This window comes from Pseudomonas sp. AM4(2022) (genome assembly GCF_036346515.1).
GTDB lineage: Bacteria > Pseudomonadota > Gammaproteobacteria > Pseudomonadales > Pseudomonadaceae > Aquipseudomonas > Aquipseudomonas paracarnis.
The window spans coordinates 38,724-60,605 of record NZ_JAOTNW010000017.1 but is presented as its reverse complement, the minus strand read 5'-3'; the positions used below and the strand labels follow the sequence as shown (position 1 = coordinate 60,605).

Sequence of the window (21,882 nt, the reverse complement as noted above, 5' to 3'; positions counted from 1 at the left end):
CAGGGTATGGCCTCTCTTACGCACATCACCTTGGTCATCAAGCAACCAGATGACCCACGAGCAGGCCAACTGCTTTTTGAACAGGTCACCTATGTCGCCAAGCTCTATGGCGGCACCGTCATCGCCCGCGTACCTGGTGACGAGGTGGAGCTATGTCAGCGGCTAAAAGAACGCCTGCCCGAGGCAGTTGAGCAAGCGAGGCAAGAGTTGGCCAATTCATCATCACGCATGAAAGGAGGATCCCGCCCCCATGAAGCTGACCAAGAAGCAACGCTGCGAGCTTCACGCTAAATTCGCGGGCCATTGCGCATACTGCGGTGTGCTGTTGGGTGACCGGTGGCATGCGGACCACATGGAAGCAGTATGGCGAGAACCAGAGAGGGTGGACGGCAAGTACTCGGGTGCCATCATTTTGGGGCGGCCAGAGAACCACGCCATCAACAACATGATGCCCGCGTGCGTGCCGTGTAATTTGAGCAAGGCAGCGATGCCACTAGAGGTCTGGCGAGAGCGCATTGCTGGACACGTCAACTCCCTCAACAGCTACCACCCCATATACCGCCTGGCCAAGTCCTATGGGCTGATCGCTGAGACAGGCAAGCCAGTCGTTTTCCATTTCGAAACAGTGGGGCCACTGTCCCCTTTCACTCATAGGAAGTGATCCATGGCCACCTCCTACACCATTGAGTCGTTACTACGCCCTGCTGTTGAGCTGTACACAGTTTGCGTATGTGCCGCTGCGGCGTTGCTCTGTATTTTCGCGCCCTGGGCGGTTGCTCTGACGCCTTTATTCGGCATGGTTGCCGGTACAGGCTTTCTGGGTCTAGGGTTCGTCCGCCTCAAACAAGCGTTGGTGGTACTGCATTACCGGCGCAATATTCGGCGCCTACCCCACTACACCATGACCAGCAAAGACATGTCGGTCAGCAATGAGCGGCTATTCATCGGTAAAGGCTTTCGCTGGACCCAAAAACATACTCAGCGGTTGATGGAGACTTACCTCCCAAAGTACGCCGAGTATGTCGAGCCCACGTCTATCTATACCTTTGCTCGCAGAATTGAGGAGCGTTTGGAGTTCGCGCCCTTTCCACTCAAATTGCTGTCAAAGGCTACCTCGTGGGATGTGCCATTTAACCCGGCGCGTCCACTTCCTCCAGTCGGGGGGCTACCGCGCTTACACGGTATAGAGCCGAACGAAGCGGATGTCAGCCTACCACTGGGTGAGCGGGTTGGACACTCCCTTGTATTGGGGACTACTCGTGTTGGAAAAACCCGCCTGGCAGAGTTGTTTATCACCCAAGACATCAGGCGTACCCGCCGTAGCCCCCGGCGCCGCGTTCATATGGGGCGCCGCGTGCAACCCGTTCATCGAAGCCAGCGCAATGTAGAAATGGACCTGGACCGCGAAGTGGTGATTGTCTTCGATCCTAAAGGCGACGCAGACCTTCTGAAGCGCATGTACATCGAATGCAAGCGCGCAAACCGACTGGAGGAATTCTACGTGTTCCACCTAGGCTGGCCCGATCACTCCGCTCGCTACAACGCCGTCGGCCGGTTTGGTCGGATCTCGGAGGTTGCCACCCGCATTGCTGGCCAACTTTCGGGGGAAGGCAATTCCGCGGCATTCCGGGAATTCGCCTGGCGTTTCGTCAACATCATCGCGCGCGCCCTCGTGGCACTGGGACGTCGGCCGGACTATGAACAGATCCTCAAGCATGTGACAAACATTGACGCGCTGTTTATCGAGTATGCGCAGAAGCACTTTGCTGAAAATGATCCCAAAGCCTGGCAAACCATCGTTGAGCTGGAAGGAAAGATCGATCGTAAAAACCTCAGTTTCGCCATGAAGGATCGACCGCTACGCGTGGTGGCCCTGGACATGTACCTCACTCAGCAACGCATCTCCGACCCAGTGATGGAGGGTCTGCGATCAGCCGTACGCTATGACAAAACCTATTTCGACAAGATCGTGGCCAGCCTTCTGCCGTTGCTGGAAAAACTGACCACAGGCCGGATTGCAGAGCTGCTATCTCCCGACTACATGGATCTTGAGGACCCACGTCCAATCTTTGACTGGATGCAGATCATCCGCAAACGGGCAGTGGTCTATGTCGGCCTGGACGCTTTATCTGATACAGAGGTAGCTGCAGCGGTGGGCAACTCGATGTTCAGCGACCTGGTGTCAGTTGCTGGTCATATCTATAAGTTTGGCATCGATGATGGCTTGCCCGGGGCCACCGGCGGCAAGGTAGCAATTAACGTACATGCGGACGAATTCAACGAACTGATGGGCGATGAATTCATACCGATGATCAACAAAGGCGGTGGTGCCGGCATGCAGGTCACGGCCTACACCCAAACCATGAGCGATATTGAGGCAAAAATCGGTAACCGGGCTAAAGCTGGCCAAGTCATCGGTAACTTCAACAACCTGTTCATGTTACGTGTACGTGAGACTGCAACCGCCGAGCTGCTGACCAACCAGTTGCCAAAGGTCCAGGTGTTTACCAGTACACCAGCGAGCAGTGCAAACGACGCTATTAACGGCAACACCGCTTTCACCTCTAACACTCACGATCAGATCCAAAGTGTCAGCGTACCGATGATCGAACCGGCGCATGTGGTTGCCCTACCCAAGGGGCAATGCTTTGCCCTGATAGAGGGCGGGAATTTGTGGAAGATTCGTATGCCGTTGCCGGCAAGCGATCCCGATGAAGTGATGCCCAAGGATCTTCAGGCCTTGGTTGAGGGCATGCGTAAAGGATCCGGAACCAGCAGTGACTGGTGGCAAGCACCGGGATATGACGCATTAAGTGAGTCGCTTCCTGATGACTTGGTAGACGACTTCCGCCAGATGGCCAATAACGGAAAAGCCGCATAGGCTTGAAGGAACAGAGCCATGGCCGATATCGCGGAAAAAGCCCAGCAACAACAGGAAGGTCAAAAAAACTTCCTGGGCATGCTGTTCTCTACCCCTTTTCATTTCTTGGGGGTGATGTTCGGCTCCTTGCTCGGCGCCATCGTCGTTGAATGGCTTTGCATGTACACGTTCTGGCCGGATGCCGGCTGGAAACATGCTCAGCAGATGTTCCAACATGAACTGGGCTGGCTGTCCCAGGATCTGCTGCACAGCGTTGTCATCAAAGAACCGGGGCGTACGGCAACCTGGCTGGCACAAACGGTCTATGACTGGCTGATGGTGAAAACCGGCATGCAGGACAACATAAGTGCACTGACACAGTACGCTCGCTCAACATCACCACAACAAACGGGAACCTTGAACCTTCGCTACGAACTCGGTCGGGCGATGATCAAATTCCAGGATTATGGCTTAGCCGCGTTATACACAGTCCTGACCTTCTGTGTGCGAATGGTCATTCTGACGTTGACGATTCCACTGTTCGCCCTGGCGGCGTTCACTGGCTTGGTCGATGGCCTGGTGCGGCGTGATCTACGAAAATTCGGCTCCGGCCGCGAGTCAAGTTACCTGTATCACAAAGCCCGGGGGACGATCATTCCGCTGACCATCGTGCCCTGGACAGTCTACCTGGCCATCCCCATCAGCATCAGCCCCCTTTTGATTCTGTTGCCCTGCGCCGTGCTGTTGGGTGTGTCCGTTTACATCACCGTTTCAAGCTTCAAAAAATACCTTTAGGAGCTGCCCATGCAGTGGGCACAAGAACAGCAGCCCATCATCCATTCTACGGCTGACAAGCTGCTGGTTCAGGCTTTTGCCGGTACCGGCAAAACCACCACACTGGTGGGCTATGCCACACAACACTCCTCGGTGAAAATGCTCTACCTCTGCTACAACAAATCCGTCGAGCTCGCTGCCAGGGGCCGCTTTCCACGCAGAAACGTGGTGTGTAAGACGGCGCATGGCCTCGCATATGCAGTCTATGGCAGTCAGTACGCCACCAAGCAGACCAATAACTTACGCCTGACGGACATCGCAAGGGCCATCAACACCCAGGACTGGGAGCTCGTGCGGGATGTCCTCAGCACGCTTAACAACTTCATGGCCAGCGCCGATGACGAGTTGGGCCGTGTGCATTTTCCCAGGTTCCAGGGGCAACGAATGCTCACAAGTGCCCAGGAACGTTTCCTGAACAATGCTTTAAACGTGGCTAAAACCATCTGGAACCGGATGATCGATCTGCAGGACACAGCAGTGTCGATCACCCATGACGCTTACTTGAAGCTGTATCAGCTAAGCAAGCCCGACCTGAGCGAACGATTTAACGCCATTCTGCTCGACGAAGGTCAAGACGTGAACCCAGTTATTGCCGACATAGTAAAAATACAACGGGTCCGCAAGGTGGCAGTCGGCGATCCCCACCAGCAGATCTATCGCTTCCGCGGCGCAGAAGATGCGCTCAACAGCGACTGGATGGCCGACGCCGAACGTCACTACCTGACCCAAAGCTTTCGCTTCGGCCCTGCCGTCGCGCATGTGGCCAACATCATTCTTTTTTACAAGGGTGAGACACGAAAGCTGCAGGGGTTAGGTTGCAATACCCTGGTTAAACGGGCTCTGCCTGAAGAGCTACCGCATCGCACGTTTATCCATCGTACCGTGACCGGCGTCATCGAGAACGCCCTGCAGCTGGTCGCAAGCAACCCCAAGATTTTCTGGGTCGGCGGTATCGACAGCTACTCGCTACGCGATCTGGAAGATTTATACCTATTCAGCCGCAACCGTAACCATGAGGTGCACAACCGCAGGCTGTTGAGAGATTACCGGGACTTTTCACAGTACGTGGAAATAGCCGAGGTAAGCCAGGATACGGAGATGTTGCGATCGATCAAGATCATTACAGCCTATCCGGACCTGCCCCAGCGGATCCAAACCCTACGTTCCCGCTCAGTAGATAACGAGCTAGACGCCACCGTGACACTCACGACTGGGCACAAGGCCAAGGGGCTGGAGTGGGACTTTGTCAGCCTGTATGACGACTTTAGCGCTGATCCGCTTTCACCCGATATCGATCAAGGTCGTAAAGATGACGAATTGAATTTGATGTACGTGGCGGTGACGCGAGGGATGAAGATCCTAGCGTTGAACTCAATGGTGCTTTCTATCATGCAGCGCTATGTCGATGCTCGGACCTCTGCACTCCAACCTCAGAAATCACGCGCTTAGCAACAAACTATTTCAGATTGCTGGCACGCGCTCATTATTGAAACCCTGGTAGCTCTGCACATTGAGGACGTCGCCATGGGCCGTCAGAAATTTGAATACCACACTGAGTTCTCTCCCTTTCAGTACGTTGTCAGAACCAAAAAGCTCTTCATGTTCAAGTCCGAAGAGCCCACCACTGAACCCGACACCCAGGGTTTTCTGGAAGATTCTGAACGTCAAAACCGCCTTGCTCAATTAGGCAGCGAAGGCTGGGAGCTGGTCAGCGTCCAGCCCGTGTTCAAAGGAGAAGTCAAGGTTGGCAATCAAAACGCCCAAGGCTGGGCTTACGGATTCGCCTTGCCCATCGGGTATCTGCTGTTCTTCAAACGCCCTATCGACTGTGATTGATGGGGTCAGTACCGTCAGAAGAAATCCTTACAGTCCTGAATATGGTTTTCTTGCGGCGACCATAGCTTGATCACGGCAAGCTGACGGCATCAGGAATGACTAGAGCCCAGCCGTGATCCAGTACCCGCGTCTCACTGCACTCACTTGCCGACTTGCCTTGCCAGGCCTCATCGCACTTTTTGGATGCGGCCTGCCTGTCTCTCATGCGACCGCTGCTTCAGCCTCCGAACAGGCCAACCTGGACGTGATGATCCGCCAGTTGAATGCCTTGGAGGACACCGCACGTCGTAGCGCTCAAGTGGCCGACGAACCTGGCAAGCGTTACTTCTTCGATTACCAGCGTCTAGCAGGTGATATCGCTCGAATTCGTCATGGGTTGGAGGGCTATCTAACCCCAACCCGAGCCCAGCCTCGTGATCCTGTTGAGCTGTCAGGCCAATACACGACCGAAGGACGCAAGCCATGAGCATGAGCGGCGCTCAGGCTGCTGCGTTTCAAGCGGCAGGAGGATTTCCTGCCTCGACGAGCTACCTGTTTTTCGTCGGCGTCGCTGTAGCCATCATCTTTATGTGGGGCGCCTGGGCTATCTGGAGCTGCTACCGAGGATGGGCCACTGGCAACCTTGATCGCACGATTTCCTCGACCTCGGTCGTCCGCATCCTACTGCTTTGCATGATCCTCACCACATTTGTTCTTAGTTGACCCTATGGGAGATACACCATGACTTCTTTCTTGAAACCGGGCCGCATGCTGATCGGGTTGCTTGCTCTCCCTCAACTGGCCATGGCGGCTCTTCCGCAATCTCAGCCTCCTACCCGGGGGGAAGGCTCTAACTTGATGCAAACCATGCAGAACTACGCCTTTGACGGTTTTTCTTTGCTTGGTCTCATCATCTGCGCAGTCATTTTCAGTGGCGTTGCTTGGCATGCCTTCGGCACCTACCACGAAATTCAACTTGGCAAAAAGAAATGGGGAGATCTAGGAGCTACAGCCGCAGTTGGCGTCGCGATCCTGGGTGTCGCCATTTTTCTGATCACCAAGGCTACAAATATTCTTTAAAAGAGCCATGGCCATGACAGAACTCTCAGACGATGGGACCCTGATTTTCCTTCCTGTGCGATTGAACAATCAGCCAGTCATCATGGGCGGCCTTACCGCTGACGAAATGTGGGCCACCTTGGCGTTAAGTACCGGCGCAGGGCTGGTTATCGGTATTCCGGCCGCGATATTGACCCAGATTTGGGCACTTATCATTGGCGCCGCCATGCTCTGTGCTGTCCTAGGGCTGTTTCTTGCCAGTCGTTTCTTGCGTCGGTGGAAACGCGGCCGACCTGATACATGGCTATACCGCCAGATGCAACTGAACATCGCGCGGTTTTTTCCGACGTGGAATAAAGCCCTGCTGATTACTCGTACAGGTGCGTGGACCTGTCATCGAACGGAGGTTCAATGACTTACCGTAAAAAGGTAGACGCCCAACTGGCCCACATCAACAGCCTGCGCATGGTCATTGGTTTTCTCATTGCCCTGGGTCTGTACATGGCTTATGGCTGGCAGAGCGCACCGCGTGACCTAACTGTTCATGTACCTCCAGATCTACGTTCAGGTAGCACCCGTAAGTGGTGGGATATTCCACCGGAGTCGGTATACGCCTTCGGTCTGTACATTTTTCAGCAGATGAACCGTTGGCCCGTTGACGGTGAAACCGACTACGAGGACAACATTACCCGCTTGGAAAGCTACCTGACTCCCAGCTGCAAAGCCTACTTGCAGAAAGATTTCGAGCTACGCCGCAATAGCGGGGAACTGCGCAAACGTGAGCGGGGTGTATTTGAAATTCCAGGCAGAGGCATCGACGATAAGTCTGAGCAACATATTGAACAGCACAGCATCAATGACTGGACCGTCAACCTGGACATCACCGCTGACGAGCACTACGGCGGGGAGCGCGTAAAGCGGGCATTTGCTCGCTATCCGTTAAGAATTATCCGATTCGACGTCGATCCCGAAAAAAACCCATTCGGCTTGGCCTGGGACTGTTATAGCAGTAATCCACAACGCATCGAAGTCTCCGCAGAAACGACCAGAGCAGGAGGCAAATGATGACACGCCGCCTACTGATCATCGGGCTCGTAGCCCTTCACTTCTGCGGGTTGGCCAACGCCGTCGAAATCCTGCGCTGGGATCGTATCCCTATAGCACTGCCCTTGATCGTGGGTCAGGAGCGTATTGTCTTTGTGGACCAAAACGTACGGGTGGGTCTGCCTCGTAACCTCGTCGACAAACTGCGCGTGCAGAGCACCGGTGGTGCCCTCTACCTGTTGGCGAAAGAGCCGATTGAACCGACTCGCTTACAGCTGCAGAACATGAACTCCGGTGAGATCATGCTCGTGGATATCATCGCAACGGTAGGGAAACCGAATCAGGTCGCATCCGAGCCGGCTAAAATTGTAGCCGGGGACAGTCCCGCCCCGCGTTACGGCCAAGTCAACGCCAAACCTACAAGCAACCATTCAACTTCTTCCACGGCCCAAGCCAGCGCTCAAGCCGAGGAGGATGAGGACGCGCCGAAACCGCGTCGTGAGACCCCTCTTCCGGTGGTCATGACGCGCTATGCCGCACAGATGCTTTACGCGCCCCTACGCACCGTCGAGCCCGTGGAGGGGATTGCTCAGATCAATCTGAAGCGCGGTTTGGACCTCACCACCCTAATGCCGACATTGCCGGTCGAAGCCTCTGCGTTGGGGTCGTGGCGGTTAGACGAGTATTGGGTCACGGCGGTGAAGCTACGTAACACAAGCACCCAAAACCTCACATTGGATCCGCGTGACCTGATGGGTGACTTTGTCACCGCGACTTTTCAGCATCCCTACCTTGGCGCCAAAGGTGATTCCAGCGACACCTCGACGGTCTACTTGGTGACCCGTGGTCATGGTCTAGCCGAATCGTTATTGCCGGCCGCCATCAGCCAGATCGATCCGAAGGGAGGCCGTCGTGAAGAGTAATCCACTTGTTAAATACCTGGTCATACCGTTCGCGATCCTGGCGATATACGTAGTGGTCAAATTATTCAATCGCGAAAGTGCCGATCAACAGGTTCATGCGCCGGAAACGGTTGTACTTAGTACGAAGGAGGCTAAAAAGCTTGGGGTTGATGGAGATACACCCAGCGACACATTACGCACCATTGTCGTGGAAAGCAGACAACTCAAGGACCAAGTCTCCAATGCTTTGAAGAACAATGACGAACTAAAGCAACAGAACATCGAGCTGCAAAAACGCCTGCAGAACATCGACCTCAACGTCGATAACAAACTGCAGAACGTTCAGCAAACGATGAAGCAGGAGGCGCAACAACAGAGCCAAACCCTCTTGGACACACTGCAGCAGCAGTACAATACCCTGAGCAGCAAATCGGGCAGTGGCAATGAGTCTGGATCTGATTTGCCGATCGGCTTCGGCGTTCAGCCAGGTGACGGTCAAGGCTTCAAAGGCGGACTTGGCGCGGACGTTGTTTGGATAGAGCCGCAGGACGCAACGCCGGTCGATGTCAACGGCAAGCCCATCGCTGCAGGGACAAATCAAACGGCAAGCGGCTTCAACTTCCCGACCTCTTTTGGCGAGTCCGTGGACCGAGGACAAAATGCACTGCGCACGGGCGCTCAAAGTGTTGCGAATGAAATCTCGCCACAGGAGGCCCGCAAACAGGTGCGCAAGGTCTACACCTTGCCGCAGAACTCGACATTGATGGGTTCGGTGGCCATGTCCGCGCTGATCGGCCGGGTGCCCATTGACGGCACTGTCAACGACCCCTACCCGTTCAAGGTATTGATCGGGCCGGACAATCTCACGGCCAACGGCATCGACTTGCCCGACGTCGCCGGCGCGGTGGCCAGCGGAACGGCTTCCGGCGATTGGACCCTGTCTTGCGTACGCGGTCAGATCAAAAGCCTGACGTTCGTCTTCAATGACGGCACTGTGCGCACGCTGCCACAACCTCAGGAAGAAACGAATAGCAGTCAAAATAGTAACAATCAGAACAATGGCAACCAAACCAACATTCAGGGTGGCCTGGGCTGGATAAGCGATGCCTATGGCATTCCTTGTATCAGTGGCGACCGCAAAAGCAACGCCTCGCAATACATTGGCTCGCAGGTACTGATTACCGCCGCCGGCGCAGGTGCTGCCTCCCTCATCAAGTCAGATGGAAACAGCGGCTCTTTTATAAACCCTCAGTCCGGGACCATCGGTTCTGTCGGCGGCTCGGGCAGTGAAGCCATGGGCAAAATTATTGGCCAGGGCGTCAATGACGTCTCCAGCTGGGTCAACAAACTCTACGGGCAAGCCTTCGCAGCGGTGTATGTACAACCCGGGGCAAAGATAGCTGTGCACCTGGACCAGCAACTGACCATCGATTACGAACTCAATGGCCGCAAGGTCAACTATCGCTCAGGAGCCCGTCATGTTTCGACTGCGCTTGACTAATCATGGCTTAAAACTAGGTGCATACCTGGCCATCGCCCTACTCGCCTCGGCCTGTTCCACCAACAAAGACGAATTGCTCCCCCATGGGGACCGCACAATGATGGACGTTTGGGATCAAGGTTCCAGCGGCTCAAGCAGCTCGAGCAGCCGCCAATTGCTCGATGCACGCCAAGATCTTCGTCGGCCTCTGGAGACGAGGGAAACAGACAACACCATGTTCACACGTACCGCACAAAACGAGATCTACAGCCAATTTAAACGCCTACCCAATCCCGACCTGGTGATGTACGTCTTTCCTCATTTAGCGGGTTCAGACCCGGCACCGATCCCAGGCTACACCACGGTGTTTCCGCTGTATCAGCGGGTGCAATACGCCATGCCTGGCGAACGCACGGAGGCATATTGATGGGGTTTTTTGAACGATTCAAAACGCGACGGGCGACAGAGCGTGTGGAACCTGGCGTAACACCAGGTTCGCCGTTATCTGACGATGTGCAGGGACCAGCAACCGAGACGTTTGAGGCTGCTACAGAGCGTTACTACGAACGCCTTGCTGCCATGGGTATTCCCTCGCCGAGCGATTGGCGTAACCCAAAGAAAAAGCCAGCCACAACCGCTGATGCTGACCGTCTATACGACGTCAACCCCTCCTTCGTAGACCTACTGCCGTGGGTAGATTACCTGCCTGCAGAAAAAGCCATGCTATTGGAAGACGGCGTGTCTCGCGCTGCCTTTTTTGAGCTGACACCGATTGGTACTGAAGGTCGGGATCCCGAATGGTTACGCAAGGCCCGCGACGCCCTGGAAAACGCCCTCCAGGACTCCTTCGACGAGCTTGAAACCTCACCCTGGGTGGTTCAGCTCTATGCCCAGGACGAAACCAGCTGGGACGATTACCTTCAGCAACTGCATGACTACGTTCAACCACGCGCACAAGGCAGTGCATTCACCGAGCTTTATTTGAAGCTGATGAAGCAACACCTGGAATCCATCTCCAAACCAGGCGGGCTGTTTGAAGACACCAAGGTCAGCCAACTGCCCTGGAGGGGCCAGCAGCGCCGCGTCCGTGTTGTTGTCTACCGCCGTACCCAAGGCGCGCAAGCGGATGTGCGAGGCCAGGCGCCAGGTCCTTACCTGAAAATCATCTGCGATCGCTTGGTGGGCGGCTTGGCGAACGCCGGCATTAAAACCCATCGCATGGATGGCCACGCCATTCGCCATTGGCTGATCCATTGGTTCAATCCACGTCCCGATCATCTTGGCCCTGCCGATGCAGATATTCGCCGCTTCTACGAATTGGTGTGCAAGCAAGCACCTGGTGCTGCAGAGGGCGAGCTGCCGCTCGCCAGCGGCACTGACTTCTCGCAAAACCTGTTTTATCGCGAACCACTGTCAGATATAGAGAAAGGTCTGTGGCATTTCGACGGCCTTCCCCATCAGGTGGTGATGCTTGACCGCTTGCGGGATGCTCCCAAGACCGGGCACTTAACCGGTGAAACCCGAAAGGGCGGTGATGCGCTCAACGCGCTGTTCGACAAAATGCCAGAGGACACCATTCTCTGTATCACTCTCGTGATCACCCCGCAGGACATTCTCGAAGGGCATCTGGAACAGCTTTCACGCAAGGCAGTTGGAGACACTCAGGCTTCGATCCTGACACGCGAAGACGTCGCCACCGCCCGTCAGTTGCTCGGGCGCAAGCACAAGCTGTACCGAGGTAGCGTAGCGTTTTACCTGCGGGGTAAAGACGATGCCCAGCTGCACGAACGCAGTTTGCAACTCAGCAGCGCATTGCTGGGTGCTGGCATGGAGCCGGTGGAACCTCGGGATGAAGTGGCACCGCTGAACTCCTACCTTAGATGGCTACCCGGCAACTTCGACCCCAATGCGCGCAAAGCACTGGAGTGGTACGCACAACTGATGTTCGCCCAACACATTGCGAACCTGGCCCCCGTCTGGGGTAGGTCGACCGGTACCGGGCACCCGGGTATTACCCTGTTTAACCGTGGGGGAGCGCCGATAACCTTCGACCCGCTGAACAAGCTGGACCGGCAGATGAACGCGCATTTGTTCATTTTCGGGCCTACGGGTTCAGGTAAATCGGCCAGCGCGACAAACATCCTTAGCCAAATCATCGCCATCTATCGGCCACGTCTATTCATTGTGGAGGCTGGCAACAGCTTCGGCTTACTCGGTGATTTCGCCAAAAAGTTGGGTTTGACGGTAAACCGGGTTCGACTTGCACCTGGATCGGGTGTCAGCCTCGCGCCATTCGCTGATGCCGTGAAGCTCATCGAACCCAGCCAAAACGTGAAGATTATCCAAGCTGATGATCTTGAGGCGTCGGACGAACATCTGACTAGCCAGACCGAGGATGAACAACGCGACATCCTGGGCGAGATGGAAATTGCGGCCAGGCTGATGATCACCGGTGGTGAAGAAAAAGAGGATGCCCGTCTTACTCGTGCCGACCGTAGCGCCATCCGCCAATGCATACTGAATGCAGCGAAAAAATGCGTGACGGAGCAACGTATCGTTCTGCCGGAAGATATCCGTGAAGCGCTGCGAGAAATGGGACTCGAGCCCGGTATTCCAGACGCCCGAAGCTCACGATTCTTGGAGATGGCGGAAGCCTTGTCCATGTTCTGTATGGGCACCGAAGGCGACATGTTCAACCGTCCTGGCACCCCATGGCCAGAAGCGGACATTACCATTGTCGACCTTGCCACCTATGCGCGAGAAGGCTATAGCGCACAGATGGCCATCGCTTATATTTCCCTGCTCAACACGGTCAACAACATTGCCGAGCGTGACCAGTTTAAAGGCCGTCCGCTGATCTGCTTCACCGACGAAGGCCACATCCAGTTGAAGGTCCCACTCCTATCCCCCTACTCCGTCAAGATTACCAAAATGTGGCGAAAGCTCGGCGCCTGGTTCTGGATGGCCACCCAGAACGTTGACGACGTGCCGCCAGAGGCCTCAGCCCTGCTCAACATGATCGAGTGGTGGATGTGCTTAAACATGCCGCCTGATGAGGTGGAGAAGATCGCGCGGTTTCGTGAACTGACTCCTGCACAGAAGTCGATGATGCTGTCAGCGCGTAAAGAAAGCGGCAAATTCACCGAGGGCGTCGTGTTGTCCAAAAGCATGGAAATGTTATTCCGGGCGGTACCACCGAGTTTGTATCTAGCCCTGGCCATGACCGAGCCGGAAGAGAAAAAGCAACGCTTCGACATCATGCAAGCCAAAGGCTGCAGCGAGCTCGATGCGGCCATTGAAGTTGCTGCAACGCTTGACCGCTATCGCGGTATCGAACCTCACATCATTACTTTCCCCGAGCAAGTCACGGCCTTGGAGCGCCAAGCATGAGAGCATTGAATTCCCTGACCCAGAACCTTATAGAAAGTCTGACCCAGCTGCTTGAACAACCGGGTGAAGACGCCCTTCAAACCCTTGAGGTGTGTGCCCCCGTTTTGATAGAGCAACTGCAACAGGTTTTGGTTCGTGCGGTGGATCGTCGTGACATCGAGTCCCAACTTCACGCGGTGTTAGCCAACTGGCTGCGACAGCACCCACAACCCGAGAATGCTGAGAACGCTCTTCTTGAGGCCCTTCGTAAACAAGCGCTGCTTTCATCGAAGCCAGCAGAGGCTCGGGCATGACAGGCCTTCGCAAATATTGGGTGATGCTGGGGTGCGTTTTGGCAGGCACATCGATGGCCTGCTTAGCACTCACTCGAAGTGAGATACCAGCCCAGCACAACACAGGCCTGTGGTTGTTTGGCCCTTCCGAAGCACGCTGGACTGTGACTGAGTTCGCGGACCTGGAGTGTCCCTACTGCAAGACGTACACACCTGCGTTGAAAACCTGGATACAGCAGCAGAAGAATGTAAACCTGCAGTGGCATCACCTGCCACTGGATGTGCACGGTTCGGCAGCAGTACACGAAGCCAAGCTCGCTGAATGTGCGGGTGTGCTTGGTGGCGCGCCTGCCTTCTGGCAAGCCATTGACCAAATCTTTGACCGGACCCGTAGTAACGGTCAGGGTTTCAAAGGGGATCTGAACGTTGTTGGTGTTACTAATCAGGCCCTGTTGTCCTGTGCAGCCACCGACAAAGTGATCGCACAGCATGTCGGCCAACAGGCCGATGAGGCCATCAAAGCCGGCGTTACGGCCACTCCAACCGTCATAATTAGAGACAACACGACTGGCAGCTCCGTAAAGCTTGAGGGACCAGCTGATGGGGTGTTGTTGTTATCAGCCATAGATTGGCTAGCTCAGAAAAAGGAGCAGCGACACTCTAAAAAATTCGACCGTTAAAACGGTTCGCAGTCGTCACAGAAAAATTTTCGCTCCTCAGAGTTGGGGTCCAGTTTGATACAGACTCAGTGCCAAGCTGGAAGATTGAAATGCGACTGCCCGTGGCCCCCGTAGTTTGGTTGTTTTTGTGGTCGTGGTACGAGCAGCACCAGGTAAGCGAATCTCCAACTATCGAAACCGACTGGAAAGACGGGAACGAGCCTATGAGTTCTTGGGCGCCACTCTTTGGCCTTTGGCCAGAGCTTGAATCGGCACAAGAGCTTTCGCGGATGATGGACGAGATCAGGAACCAAAGTTGAGGGAAAACGCTGCTGATCACCTGCCCGCCGAGTGCGGGCTTCGGCAGTACCAGGGACGCCGTTATCGCGTCCGTGAATCGACCGATAGGGACTCCAAGCCATGAGCAAATTTCTCACATACGTCATCCGCCTGCCGGAAGACCAAGGAGCCAAGACCGCAATCAACACTGGTGTGCGTGCCCTTGTTGAGAAGCACGGCGGTGAAATCACCGCCGCATCCAACGAGGACGAAATGACCATTCTCGACATGATCGAGAATCACGAGGACTTCCCCGAATACATCGCAGTTGAAGCCCGAGCCCAGGCAAAAGAGCTGTGTGCGAAAGCGGTTCACTGATCAAGGAAAATGTATGTCATCCATGCGCTTTTTTCTCCGTACTGACAATCCCGCTCCGTTGAAGGCCTTTATCGATGAATCACTAGATTTCGACATCGATTTGGTGCGGATTGATCCGCCTTCGGCACTGGAGCTATCAGGCTCAGGATCGGAGGGGGCCGGTGAATGGTACGAATGGTATACGTATGCCAATTGGGCCAGCTTCGAACACTGTCTTTACATTTCGGTGATCGAAGATGGCGCGAGCCTCCATACAGGATTCCTTGAGCTGCATAGCGTGTGCCTAGACCTTGAGTTAGCTGGAAACCCCGGTCGAGGCCTTCGCTTCAACCGGGCGGCGTTTTTTGAGCATCTTGAACGGTACAGAACGGCGCCTGGCTGGTTCGATGACGAAGGGCACCGCCGATTTCCTTTCCCGGAAGAGGTTGTGGCCAACAACAGGGAGCGGCCAGATTACCTGGCTCGCTTCAATATCGAAAAATTCTAGGAAACCTCAATCTCGACCTGGGTGAATGACATGCCCTTATCCAACAACAGGCCGCGGGCTTGATCTATCAGGTCTTGGGCATGATCTACACGCACCTGGTCAATTCCGCCTAGACCGTCGATCTGGTACGTGGCCAACGGTAGTTTTTTGCGAATTAGGGCCTGTAGCTGTTCGACCGAGTAGTCCAGCAGATCCTCGTCCGGGAACTCTTAAGCGTCACCCTTGTAAGCGGTAATCCGTGGGTTCGTGGATGCAGTCATGGCCGTTTTCCGTGATTACTCGTGCGATGGGGCAACGCCCAGATCCTGCATGTCGGATTCATACTGGTCGAATCGAGACCAACCAAGGATTTGGAGAATTTCAAACGCCTTAGATTGAAAAGGCGGTGCCAAAGAAAATGCGCCTTGGTGATGCGTATTTAATATTTTGAAGAGGTCGACCCAGCCGCTCTTCCGTATGCCTGGCTGCTTTGTCTCGTTGGTCTCTTCGAAGTGCATGGCCTGGTTGCGGCCTATCCAAATCAAATCTCTCACGCATGTCCCTGAGATTAATCGCCCTTGAAGCGCGCAGTCAGAAATGTCTGCACCGTGACGAATTGAAATTGCTTGCTTCGCGATTTGAAGCACGGTGCCGGCCAAGATGTTGATTGCCAGAACAGAAGCCTTAATACCTCCCTCGGTTGCGAGCAGCTTCGCTCTTTGGCGAATCAACGTCTCGTGAGCTGCCCCACGCAGCTCGTCCCCATGATCTTCTAAGAACGCGATATCAGCTTTCTGGCGGGAATGAGTTGCTTCAAACTCTTCCTTCTGCACTACCTGAGCCCATAGTGAGCCGAAAAGCATGTACAGCGTTTGCTTGGTCTGAACGTAGTATGTGCGTGCTTCTTCAATTCTGACATCCATTAGATTTTTCATGCTCGTTTCCTGCCGATCCAGAGGGCTGAAAGTGCCCTGTTCCTACTGACAAGGGCCGCACGGGGCGGGCTTGAGGGTGCTGCTACTTCTCCTTCAATTCAATCAGATGTCGCACCTATTTCAGAAACCGACACCTGAGAGATACCTCCAATACCTATCATCCCGCTTTAGTTCTTATCGCGAACATAGCACCGCTGCCGGTCACTTATCGACAGTATTAGCCGATACGCTCATACCTTCGAATAAGTCGTGATAAAATAGGTTATCAAGACTTTTTAAAAGGGTTCGCCGTATGTCGATTTTTGAGCCGGTGCACGCCTTTTTCCGTAGACGCGCGGTAAAAACCCTGAATGACGCGGCAGCCTGCGTGTACCTGGTCAACCGCCGGCAAGAATCCCCTCGGGGCAATTTCATGTTTCCCGGTACCGACTACCTGGACGACATCGAGGTCGGTGGCCAGCGCGTTGGCCACGTCGATTACGGCATCAATCCGCTGGGCGACCGGCTCTACATCAACATGCTTGAAATTGAGCCGGAGCAGCGCAGGCAGGGCTTCGGCCTGGGTGTGTTGTGGAACCTGTGGCGCACACACCAGCTGCCGATTGTGCCGCTGGATCAATACACCTCATCCGATGGGTTCTGGTACCGGGCGCGCCGACGGTTTGCAGCGGCCGGCGCCGTGATAGAGGACGAGCTGCGCGGCGCAGATCAAATGGAGTTGGAACAACAACGCTGGCAGCACCTGGTGCCGGAACCCGAGCATGAACGCTTGATACGGGAGCTGAAAGCGTCACCGGAATGGCCCCAGATTCAGGCACGCCTCCAAACCTGGAAAGACCTATGAACTCGCTGATCCACCACGCTAACCCCAGCGAACGCCGATTGAGCGTCGTTGAGTTCCAGGAGCTGGCCGAAGTGCCGGCAGCGGTGGAATGGTTCGCCAATATCGACAATCCGCGCACCCGCCGCGCCTATCAAAACGACCTGGAAGACTTCTGCGGCTTTGTCGGGCTCACCGGCGCCGATGAATTCCGCGCGGTCACCCGCGCGCACGTGCTGGCCTGGCGCGCCCAGTTGGAAACCCGGGGCCTGGCCGGGGCCACTATCCGGCGCAAACTGGCCGCGCTGGCCAGCCTGTTCGATCATCTCCTGGAGAACAATGCTGTCGCCGGCGGTAACCCCGTGCACGGCGTCAAACGGCCACGGATTGAAACCAACGAAGGCAAGACGCCGGCACTCGGCGATGACCAGGCTAAATTGCTATTGTCGGCGCCGGATGGCTGGACGCTCAAGGGCATGCGTGACCGCGCTATTTTGGCCGTGCTGCTATACCACGGCCTACGCCGTGAGGAAGCGGCGAAGCTGATGACCGGCGACCTGCAGGACCGGCGCGGTATCAAGCACCTGCAGGTGAAAGGGAAAGGCGGTAAGACTCGCTATTTACCATTGCACCCGGTCGCGGCCGAGCGCATTCATGCGTATTTAGAACGGGACATCACCCGCGAACCGGGCAATGTCCCGCTGTTTCGCTCGATCCGCGGTCGCACCACTGGTACCGGGATCTGCGCCGATGGCATCTATAAGGTGGTTGCACAATGGGCTAAGGCGGCAGGCATCCACGTCGACGGGCTGGGTGTGCATGGTCTGCGTGCTACGGCCGCGACCAATGCACTCGAGCATGACGCCGATATCGCCAAGGTCCAGTTGTGGTTAGGTCATGCCAATATCAGCACAACGCGCCTTTATGATCGGCGTGGCCAGCGGCCGGAGGATTCCCCTACGTACAAGGTGAAGTACTAGAGCTGCGCTGACAGGAAGCACGCATCATAAGCGCGGCCTGCAGTTGTAAATCCTGGTCGTGCCTCCGAGCGTTTTTTATCATGTCGGCGGTATGACTGATCTATACATTGGACCGGAGTATTCGAGTGGCTCGCCGCTGAGTTCTTCAAGGACCTGATTTTTAGCATCCATCCAGCTCTGCATTACTCCTATTCTGTCGTTAATCAGAGGATGATTCTTTGCGGCTGCAGCCATAAGGAATGCAATCGCCTGACCTACCTCCACACATGCCAACAACGCGTGATTGACCTGCCAGCTATTACCGCCGTACACACCGGTGAGCTCAAAACTATGGAGACCTTCGCCGGCGGGACCGGAATCCTCGAGATGATCGAGTACTGACTTCCTGTTCGGATGTGCTCCGAAGTCAATCGAAGCCTCGTAGTGCGCCATCACATATTCAGCCATTGGCGGTGAAATCGCCTTTAATTCGTCGACGGCTTTCTGTGCAGTGAACGTGCGGCGGCATGCTTTAAGCGCACCCTCAGATAGATGTCGATCAGACCAGATTTCGGCTTTGATCTCGTCCCGCGCCAAGAGCGCATAGCAGGCCGACTCAAGGGCTGCCCGAGCTATAGGAAAGGTAGATACAACGTGCCCCGATAGCGCTTGGCGAACAGCACTTAGCAGCGTCACATAGGCGTTCATTACGAGCAATCCCACAGTGGCGTTCGCTTCGAACTCTTGGCCAAATATTTCTTTTTGAAATACCTCGTCCATTTGTCTGACCATAAACATCAACTGGGGCTGGTTATCTGAATGCTCAGTGGCGACTTTTAGTGTTGCACTCAGGTAGTCGCTGAGCGAGCCTGCGTTAAATTTCATGGCAGTTTTACCTTCCTAAAGCCTGGAAATCTCATTTTCGATCCAGAGCATCAGCGCTGCTCAGTCCTCCGGGCATCGCTGTACTATTAGCAGCAGTAATACCCTAATGCTAATAGCTATTCATAATTGTTTCCTTCAACAACTCGCACTGGTTTCCCTACCTCGCGCCCAATCGCAGCTAGGTGTCCCTTTTGACGGTCAACAATATGAAGCTCTACTATCCGGATCAACTTACGAAGTTCATACAGGCGATCAAAAGGAAAAGAAATTTTGTATTGCAGGTTAAGCATAAGCTCACCTGGTGTGTCCTCCTCACGAACTGTCACCGATTCAAACTCGTTTTCGTCATTGTGCGCTACGTAGGTGTGGCGCAATTCCATAATTTTTTTGTGTTGTTCCAAGTGCGATGGCTCCGATTTGAAAATCGAGGACGCTTCGAGCTTGCTTCGACCTTTCCCCACCTCCACAAAGCATTTCGCATACGAATTGAGTGCACTTTTGAAGTATCCCAAGAAGTCTAGGATCGCGATGTATGAATTCCAGAGATGAGGGTGACCAAGCTCTTCTGCTTTGCTTATGTAGTAGCTGGCTTCGTGAATCTGACGCATCAAATGGATTTGCCGATTGTAGTTGCTCAGCGCACTCATAGAGACTTTTCCTCGAACTATTCACCTTAAGGCTAGAGTGCCTGGTGCTTGACTGCGGGCTGAGCAGCTTTCAATTTTTCGATGCCACTGAACATACCTGAGATCATCCAAGTTATCAGTACCGCAAAAATGAGGACTAGCAATGCTCCTTTGAATTGAATAGTCATTTGATGTTCCTACCTATTCCAGCGCGCTACGGCCGGTTCGGTCGGCAAACTCGTTACGGACGGCCTGCAACGCGGCCACATGTTTTTCCAGTGCCTCCAGGGAAGCGTGCGGCGAGCTAGTTGCCAGCTTGCGAATCAGCGAGCTTGCTTTAGCTGAACTGTCCAATGCCCGCTGCAGCAGGTCATCAATTTCGCGATTCATAAGCTTTTCCTTCAATCGGGCAGGTAATGCCTACTTCATGGACGGCTCCGGGCCCAAAGCCCGGCACTGAAGTCCTCACTGGTCATCTAGTCTGCTCTTCGCACGGGTGCCTATTTATTCGTAAGCGCCTTTCCCGATTTCGTTCTTTAGCCAAAATAGACGCTTGATTTGTGGATGCTTCACTTCGAAGTCTGTCAGGTTTTGGTCGACTGCTTTTTTTGCCTCGAGCGCTTCCATATGGGGGCGCATATGTTCAGTTGCAGCAGCTTCACCGTATTTCTTAACGCGTGCGTCCCAGCCTATGCCGGGCTCCACCGTCGCGCCTGCGGCCATAAGGGCCTCATAACCAGCATAGCTTGCTTTGCGTAGCGCTTCATACTCAGAATACAGCACTTTTCGTTCTTCTTTCGAATACAGTTCATCGAGAAGACCTATTAGTGCCATTACTGACAAAGGAGCCTTGACCGAGTCAATGGCCTTTAGCAGTTCTGTGTGGCGACGTTCTTCGGGGGTCGATTTATCGTACATATCGGAGCCCATCCTTTAATAGTTACCCGGCTTTCGCCAGATGATGCAATCTGCGGACTTCTGAAAGGTGACAGAAGGATTGGCCTGCTCTTGCTGGCATCGAACATCGCGCTCCGCAAGTTGTTGAGCCTCGTCACGCTGGACGATATAAACAATGACCGCGAGCGCGATTACAGCAGCAGTTACGAACAAAGGTTTCGCATTATTTGGCATGTACTTCATTGCAGCGCTGGACATATCGTCGTCCTTAATTGATATGAAAGCCGAGGTGCATCCTGGCCTTGCGGTGTGCCGGCCAACCCGGCATACCTTTACTGAGTGTACTGCGGGATATTTTTAGTTATTCAAAGAGCGCCTGGACTCGGGCCAGCACATCATCAATCACCACCTCTGAAGCCGACTCAATGCGCTTGGCTCCACGGGCCTCAAGATCAACAGTGCGGATCTGGTTACACAGAACAACCCCCTGCGTTTCGCTGCCTGACCCGCTCAAGGGCACCGCGAAACCGGCGTACCGGGCAAAATCGCCGCCCTGCGTGATCGGCGCAATGACCGCGAGGCCAGATGCGTTATAAACCGCAGGTGTGAGGATCAGCGCCGGACGAAAATCACCCTGCTGCTCGCGGCCAGCGGTTGGATTCAGGTTCAGGCGCACAATATCCGCCCGGTTGAATTTGGCCCGCTTCAAGCTTCACGCCCTACTGGCTGCATGGCGTTCCACTCGGCCAGTTCTGCGGGCTCCGGCGCATTCAAATCACACTTGGCCATCAGATCGGTTAGTCGATAATGCAGCTTGGCTTTAGCAGGCTTGAGCGTCATTACGTCTTCCGAGGCATCAAGCATCAGCACGTCGCCGTTGGCCAGACTCATTTGCTTAAGTACCGCTGCTGGCAGGCGAATCGCTGCACTATTTCCCCACAGCTGAATTTTCACTTCCATAAATCACCTCATAATGTAGAAACATTGTATAGACATCGCATAGGAAACACCAGAGCTTTGTCTATACATTGTATCTACATTTCCAGCTTCTAAGCTCTTCGTATAGCGGCTTGTTTGGCCGTCAAATAGGATTGAGCGGTCGGCTACTCTTGGTGATATTTGGACGACTGATCAAGCTGGCTCGATTCCTTATTGCGAGGTTTCGTTTCGGGCTCTGGCTCTGGCTCTGCTGGGTAAGCTTTCACAGAATAGGGGGTCAATTGCAGGTGCAGTTCAAACCGCTCCTGTATCTGTTTTAGCATTTCGTCTCGGGTCATACAGTCACTCTCGCTTTCACCTGGCGGACTATGCATCTTCTGCAG

The 21,882-nt window shown here is 54.6% G+C and carries 29 protein-coding genes; 21 read left to right on the top strand and 8 right to left on the bottom strand.

Features of this window, described 5'->3' with window-relative positions; all coding sequences use genetic code 11:
• The first annotated feature begins 6 nt into the window (after nucleotides 1–6).
• The 19 genes from ODQ19_RS21210 (at nucleotide 7) to ODQ19_RS21120 (ending at nucleotide 15,459) form a co-directional block, all read left to right on the top strand.
• On the top strand, nucleotides 7–291 hold the full coding sequence (locus tag ODQ19_RS21210) for a hypothetical protein (RefSeq protein ID WP_024073354.1): 285 nt from the start codon (nucleotides 7–9) through the stop codon (nucleotides 289–291).
• Nucleotides 251–661: an HNH endonuclease gene (locus ODQ19_RS21205; protein ID WP_169850817.1), complete on the top strand. Its 411-nt coding sequence runs from the start codon at nucleotides 251–253 to the stop codon at nucleotides 659–661. The genes ODQ19_RS21210 and ODQ19_RS21205 overlap by 41 nt, the downstream gene beginning before the upstream one ends.
• A gap of 3 nt (nucleotides 662–664) precedes the next feature.
• Nucleotides 665–2,881, top strand: a complete 2,217-nt coding sequence (gene traD, locus ODQ19_RS21200; RefSeq protein ID WP_169850818.1) for a type IV conjugative transfer system coupling protein TraD — start codon at nucleotides 665–667, stop codon at nucleotides 2,879–2,881.
• Nucleotides 2,882–2,899: 18 nt separating this feature from the next.
• On the top strand, nucleotides 2,900–3,655 hold the full coding sequence (locus ODQ19_RS21195) for a TIGR03747 family integrating conjugative element membrane protein (RefSeq protein ID WP_169850819.1): 756 nt from the start codon (nucleotides 2,900–2,902) through the stop codon (nucleotides 3,653–3,655).
• 9 nt (nucleotides 3,656–3,664) lie between these two features.
• Nucleotides 3,665–5,143: a UvrD-helicase domain-containing protein gene (locus ODQ19_RS21190; RefSeq protein ID WP_169850820.1), complete on the top strand. Its 1,479-nt coding sequence runs from the start codon at nucleotides 3,665–3,667 to the stop codon at nucleotides 5,141–5,143.
• A gap of 75 nt (nucleotides 5,144–5,218) precedes the next feature.
• Entirely contained in the window at nucleotides 5,219–5,530 is a 312-nt protein-coding gene (locus ODQ19_RS21185) for a hypothetical protein (RefSeq protein ID WP_169850821.1), read from the top strand.
• 157 nt (nucleotides 5,531–5,687) lie between these two features.
• Nucleotides 5,688–5,996 (top strand): integrative conjugative element protein, RAQPRD family, encoded by a 309-nt coding sequence (locus tag ODQ19_RS21180; protein WP_178110642.1) that lies wholly within the window; start codon nucleotides 5,688–5,690, stop codon nucleotides 5,994–5,996.
• Entirely contained in the window at nucleotides 5,993–6,232 is a 240-nt protein-coding gene (locus ODQ19_RS21175) for a TIGR03758 family integrating conjugative element protein (protein ID WP_057725809.1), read from the top strand. The genes ODQ19_RS21180 and ODQ19_RS21175 overlap by 4 nt, the downstream gene beginning before the upstream one ends.
• 18 nt (nucleotides 6,233–6,250) lie before the next feature.
• The gene (locus ODQ19_RS21170; RefSeq protein WP_057725810.1) at nucleotides 6,251–6,589 is read left to right on the top strand and encodes a TIGR03745 family integrating conjugative element membrane protein; all 339 of its coding nucleotides are present in this window, start codon (nucleotides 6,251–6,253) and stop codon (nucleotides 6,587–6,589) included.
• A 13-nt stretch (nucleotides 6,590–6,602) separates the two neighbouring features.
• Entirely contained in the window at nucleotides 6,603–6,983 is a 381-nt protein-coding gene (locus ODQ19_RS21165; protein WP_008437403.1) for a TIGR03750 family conjugal transfer protein, read from the top strand.
• Nucleotides 6,980–7,633 carry a PFL_4703 family integrating conjugative element protein gene (locus ODQ19_RS21160; protein ID WP_020302977.1) on the top strand — a complete coding sequence of 218 codons (654 nt, stop codon included), beginning with the start codon at nucleotides 6,980–6,982 and terminating at the stop codon, nucleotides 7,631–7,633. Before ODQ19_RS21165 ends, ODQ19_RS21160 begins: the two co-directional genes overlap by 4 nt.
• Nucleotides 7,633–8,535 (top strand): TIGR03749 family integrating conjugative element protein, encoded by a 903-nt coding sequence (locus ODQ19_RS21155; RefSeq protein ID WP_169850831.1) that lies wholly within the window; start codon nucleotides 7,633–7,635, stop codon nucleotides 8,533–8,535. The genes ODQ19_RS21160 and ODQ19_RS21155 overlap by 1 nt, the downstream gene beginning before the upstream one ends.
• Nucleotides 8,525–10,015, top strand: a complete 1,491-nt coding sequence (locus tag ODQ19_RS21150; RefSeq protein WP_169850822.1) for a TIGR03752 family integrating conjugative element protein — start codon at nucleotides 8,525–8,527, stop codon at nucleotides 10,013–10,015. Before ODQ19_RS21155 ends, ODQ19_RS21150 begins: the two co-directional genes overlap by 11 nt.
• The gene (locus ODQ19_RS21145; RefSeq protein WP_008437412.1) at nucleotides 9,993–10,421 is read left to right on the top strand and encodes a TIGR03751 family conjugal transfer lipoprotein; all 429 of its coding nucleotides are present in this window, start codon (nucleotides 9,993–9,995) and stop codon (nucleotides 10,419–10,421) included. Before ODQ19_RS21150 ends, ODQ19_RS21145 begins: the two co-directional genes overlap by 23 nt.
• Nucleotides 10,421–13,384: a conjugative transfer ATPase gene (locus tag ODQ19_RS21140; protein WP_169850823.1), complete on the top strand. Its 2,964-nt coding sequence runs from the start codon at nucleotides 10,421–10,423 to the stop codon at nucleotides 13,382–13,384. The genes ODQ19_RS21145 and ODQ19_RS21140 overlap by 1 nt, the downstream gene beginning before the upstream one ends.
• The gene (locus ODQ19_RS21135) at nucleotides 13,381–13,677 is read left to right on the top strand and encodes a hypothetical protein (RefSeq protein WP_032877928.1); all 297 of its coding nucleotides are present in this window, start codon (nucleotides 13,381–13,383) and stop codon (nucleotides 13,675–13,677) included. The genes ODQ19_RS21140 and ODQ19_RS21135 overlap by 4 nt, the downstream gene beginning before the upstream one ends.
• On the top strand, nucleotides 13,674–14,336 hold the full coding sequence (locus ODQ19_RS21130) for a DsbA family protein (RefSeq protein WP_232925486.1): 663 nt from the start codon (nucleotides 13,674–13,676) through the stop codon (nucleotides 14,334–14,336). Before ODQ19_RS21135 ends, ODQ19_RS21130 begins: the two co-directional genes overlap by 4 nt.
• A gap of 399 nt (nucleotides 14,337–14,735) precedes the next feature.
• Entirely contained in the window at nucleotides 14,736–14,972 is a 237-nt protein-coding gene (locus ODQ19_RS21125; RefSeq protein ID WP_198718526.1) for a hypothetical protein, read from the top strand.
• A 13-nt stretch (nucleotides 14,973–14,985) separates the two neighbouring features.
• Nucleotides 14,986–15,459: a hypothetical protein gene (locus tag ODQ19_RS21120; protein WP_198718527.1), complete on the top strand. Its 474-nt coding sequence runs from the start codon at nucleotides 14,986–14,988 to the stop codon at nucleotides 15,457–15,459.
• Nucleotides 15,460–15,734: 275 nt separating this feature from the next.
• Here the strand turns inward: ODQ19_RS21120 and ODQ19_RS21115 are convergent, their stop codons facing one another.
• Entirely contained in the window at nucleotides 15,735–16,373 is a 639-nt protein-coding gene (locus tag ODQ19_RS21115; protein ID WP_198718528.1) for a hypothetical protein, read from the bottom strand.
• 292 nt (nucleotides 16,374–16,665) lie between these two features.
• On the opposite strand from ODQ19_RS21115, the gene ODQ19_RS21110 reads away from it, so the two are divergent.
• Complete coding sequence (locus tag ODQ19_RS21110) at nucleotides 16,666–17,217, top strand: N-acetyltransferase (protein WP_198718529.1); 552 nt, start codon at nucleotides 16,666–16,668, stop codon at nucleotides 17,215–17,217.
• Entirely contained in the window at nucleotides 17,214–18,173 is a 960-nt protein-coding gene (locus ODQ19_RS21105; protein ID WP_198718530.1) for a tyrosine-type recombinase/integrase, read from the top strand. Before ODQ19_RS21110 ends, ODQ19_RS21105 begins: the two co-directional genes overlap by 4 nt.
• A 78-nt stretch (nucleotides 18,174–18,251) precedes the next feature.
• On the opposite strand, the gene ODQ19_RS21100 is transcribed toward ODQ19_RS21105, so the two are convergent.
• From ODQ19_RS21100 to ODQ19_RS21070, 7 genes are all read right to left on the bottom strand, one after another.
• A complete protein-coding gene (locus tag ODQ19_RS21100; protein ID WP_198718531.1) occupies nucleotides 18,252–19,037 on the bottom strand; it encodes a hypothetical protein in 786 nt (261 codons plus the stop codon).
• A 116-nt stretch (nucleotides 19,038–19,153) separates the two neighbouring features.
• A complete protein-coding gene (locus ODQ19_RS21095; RefSeq protein ID WP_198718532.1) occupies nucleotides 19,154–19,684 on the bottom strand; it encodes a hypothetical protein in 531 nt (176 codons plus the stop codon).
• A 180-nt stretch (nucleotides 19,685–19,864) separates the two neighbouring features.
• Entirely contained in the window at nucleotides 19,865–20,053 is a 189-nt protein-coding gene (locus ODQ19_RS21090) for a hypothetical protein (RefSeq protein WP_198718533.1), read from the bottom strand.
• Nucleotides 20,054–20,167: 114 nt separating this feature from the next.
• Nucleotides 20,168–20,581 carry a hypothetical protein gene (locus ODQ19_RS21085; RefSeq protein WP_198718534.1) on the bottom strand — a complete coding sequence of 138 codons (414 nt, stop codon included), beginning with the start codon at nucleotides 20,579–20,581 and terminating at the stop codon, nucleotides 20,168–20,170.
• A gap of 15 nt (nucleotides 20,582–20,596) precedes the next feature.
• Nucleotides 20,597–20,818, bottom strand: coding sequence for a hypothetical protein (locus ODQ19_RS21080; protein ID WP_198718535.1), 222 nt, complete (start codon nucleotides 20,816–20,818; stop codon nucleotides 20,597–20,599).
• Nucleotides 20,819–20,921: 103 nt separating this feature from the next.
• On the bottom strand, nucleotides 20,922–21,269 hold the full coding sequence (locus ODQ19_RS21075; RefSeq protein WP_057710714.1) for a type II toxin-antitoxin system ChpB family toxin: 348 nt from the start codon (nucleotides 21,267–21,269) through the stop codon (nucleotides 20,922–20,924).
• Entirely contained in the window at nucleotides 21,266–21,520 is a 255-nt protein-coding gene (locus tag ODQ19_RS21070; protein ID WP_057710713.1) for an AbrB/MazE/SpoVT family DNA-binding domain-containing protein, read from the bottom strand. Before ODQ19_RS21070 ends, ODQ19_RS21075 begins: the two co-directional genes overlap by 4 nt.
• Between the last annotated feature and the right edge of the window lie 362 nt (nucleotides 21,521–21,882).

What these genes read in the sequence shown, in the direction of transcription:
- ODQ19_RS21210 (WP_024073354.1), top strand. Translation starts at nt 7, where the DNA reads ATGGCCTCTCTTACGCACATCACCTTGGTCATCAAGCAACCAGATGAC.
- ODQ19_RS21205 (WP_169850817.1), top strand. Translation starts at nt 251, where the DNA reads ATGAAGCTGACCAAGAAGCAACGCTGCGAGCTTCACGCTAAATTCGCG.
- traD (WP_169850818.1), top strand. Translation starts at nt 665, where the DNA reads ATGGCCACCTCCTACACCATTGAGTCGTTACTACGCCCTGCTGTTGAG.
- ODQ19_RS21195 (WP_169850819.1), top strand. Translation starts at nt 2,900, where the DNA reads ATGGCCGATATCGCGGAAAAAGCCCAGCAACAACAGGAAGGTCAAAAA.
- ODQ19_RS21190 (WP_169850820.1), top strand. Translation starts at nt 3,665, where the DNA reads ATGCAGTGGGCACAAGAACAGCAGCCCATCATCCATTCTACGGCTGAC.
- ODQ19_RS21185 (WP_169850821.1), top strand. Translation starts at nt 5,219, where the DNA reads ATGGGCCGTCAGAAATTTGAATACCACACTGAGTTCTCTCCCTTTCAG.
- ODQ19_RS21175 (WP_057725809.1), top strand. Translation starts at nt 5,993, where the DNA reads ATGAGCATGAGCGGCGCTCAGGCTGCTGCGTTTCAAGCGGCAGGAGGA.
- ODQ19_RS21170 (WP_057725810.1), top strand. Translation starts at nt 6,251, where the DNA reads ATGACTTCTTTCTTGAAACCGGGCCGCATGCTGATCGGGTTGCTTGCT.
- ODQ19_RS21165 (WP_008437403.1), top strand. Translation starts at nt 6,603, where the DNA reads ATGACAGAACTCTCAGACGATGGGACCCTGATTTTCCTTCCTGTGCGA.
- ODQ19_RS21160 (WP_020302977.1), top strand. Translation starts at nt 6,980, where the DNA reads ATGACTTACCGTAAAAAGGTAGACGCCCAACTGGCCCACATCAACAGC.
- ODQ19_RS21155 (WP_169850831.1), top strand. Translation starts at nt 7,633, where the DNA reads ATGACACGCCGCCTACTGATCATCGGGCTCGTAGCCCTTCACTTCTGC.
- ODQ19_RS21145 (WP_008437412.1), top strand. Translation starts at nt 9,993, where the DNA reads ATGTTTCGACTGCGCTTGACTAATCATGGCTTAAAACTAGGTGCATAC.
- ODQ19_RS21140 (WP_169850823.1), top strand. Translation starts at nt 10,421, where the DNA reads ATGGGGTTTTTTGAACGATTCAAAACGCGACGGGCGACAGAGCGTGTG.
- ODQ19_RS21135 (WP_032877928.1), top strand. Translation starts at nt 13,381, where the DNA reads ATGAGAGCATTGAATTCCCTGACCCAGAACCTTATAGAAAGTCTGACC.
- ODQ19_RS21130 (WP_232925486.1), top strand. Translation starts at nt 13,674, where the DNA reads ATGACAGGCCTTCGCAAATATTGGGTGATGCTGGGGTGCGTTTTGGCA.
- ODQ19_RS21125 (WP_198718526.1), top strand. Translation starts at nt 14,736, where the DNA reads ATGAGCAAATTTCTCACATACGTCATCCGCCTGCCGGAAGACCAAGGA.
- ODQ19_RS21120 (WP_198718527.1), top strand. Translation starts at nt 14,986, where the DNA reads ATGTCATCCATGCGCTTTTTTCTCCGTACTGACAATCCCGCTCCGTTG.
- ODQ19_RS21115 (WP_198718528.1), bottom strand. Translation starts at nt 16,373, where the DNA reads ATGAAAAATCTAATGGATGTCAGAATTGAAGAAGCACGCACATACTAC.
- ODQ19_RS21110 (WP_198718529.1), top strand. Translation starts at nt 16,666, where the DNA reads ATGTCGATTTTTGAGCCGGTGCACGCCTTTTTCCGTAGACGCGCGGTA.
- ODQ19_RS21105 (WP_198718530.1), top strand. Translation starts at nt 17,214, where the DNA reads ATGAACTCGCTGATCCACCACGCTAACCCCAGCGAACGCCGATTGAGC.
- ODQ19_RS21100 (WP_198718531.1), bottom strand. Translation starts at nt 19,037, where the DNA reads ATGAAATTTAACGCAGGCTCGCTCAGCGACTACCTGAGTGCAACACTA.
- ODQ19_RS21095 (WP_198718532.1), bottom strand. Translation starts at nt 19,684, where the DNA reads ATGAGTGCGCTGAGCAACTACAATCGGCAAATCCATTTGATGCGTCAG.
- ODQ19_RS21090 (WP_198718533.1), bottom strand. Translation starts at nt 20,053, where the DNA reads ATGAATCGCGAAATTGATGACCTGCTGCAGCGGGCATTGGACAGTTCA.
- ODQ19_RS21085 (WP_198718534.1), bottom strand. Translation starts at nt 20,581, where the DNA reads ATGTACGATAAATCGACCCCCGAAGAACGTCGCCACACAGAACTGCTA.
- ODQ19_RS21080 (WP_198718535.1), bottom strand. Translation starts at nt 20,818, where the DNA reads ATGTCCAGCGCTGCAATGAAGTACATGCCAAATAATGCGAAACCTTTG.
- ODQ19_RS21070 (WP_057710713.1), bottom strand. Translation starts at nt 21,520, where the DNA reads ATGGAAGTGAAAATTCAGCTGTGGGGAAATAGTGCAGCGATTCGCCTG.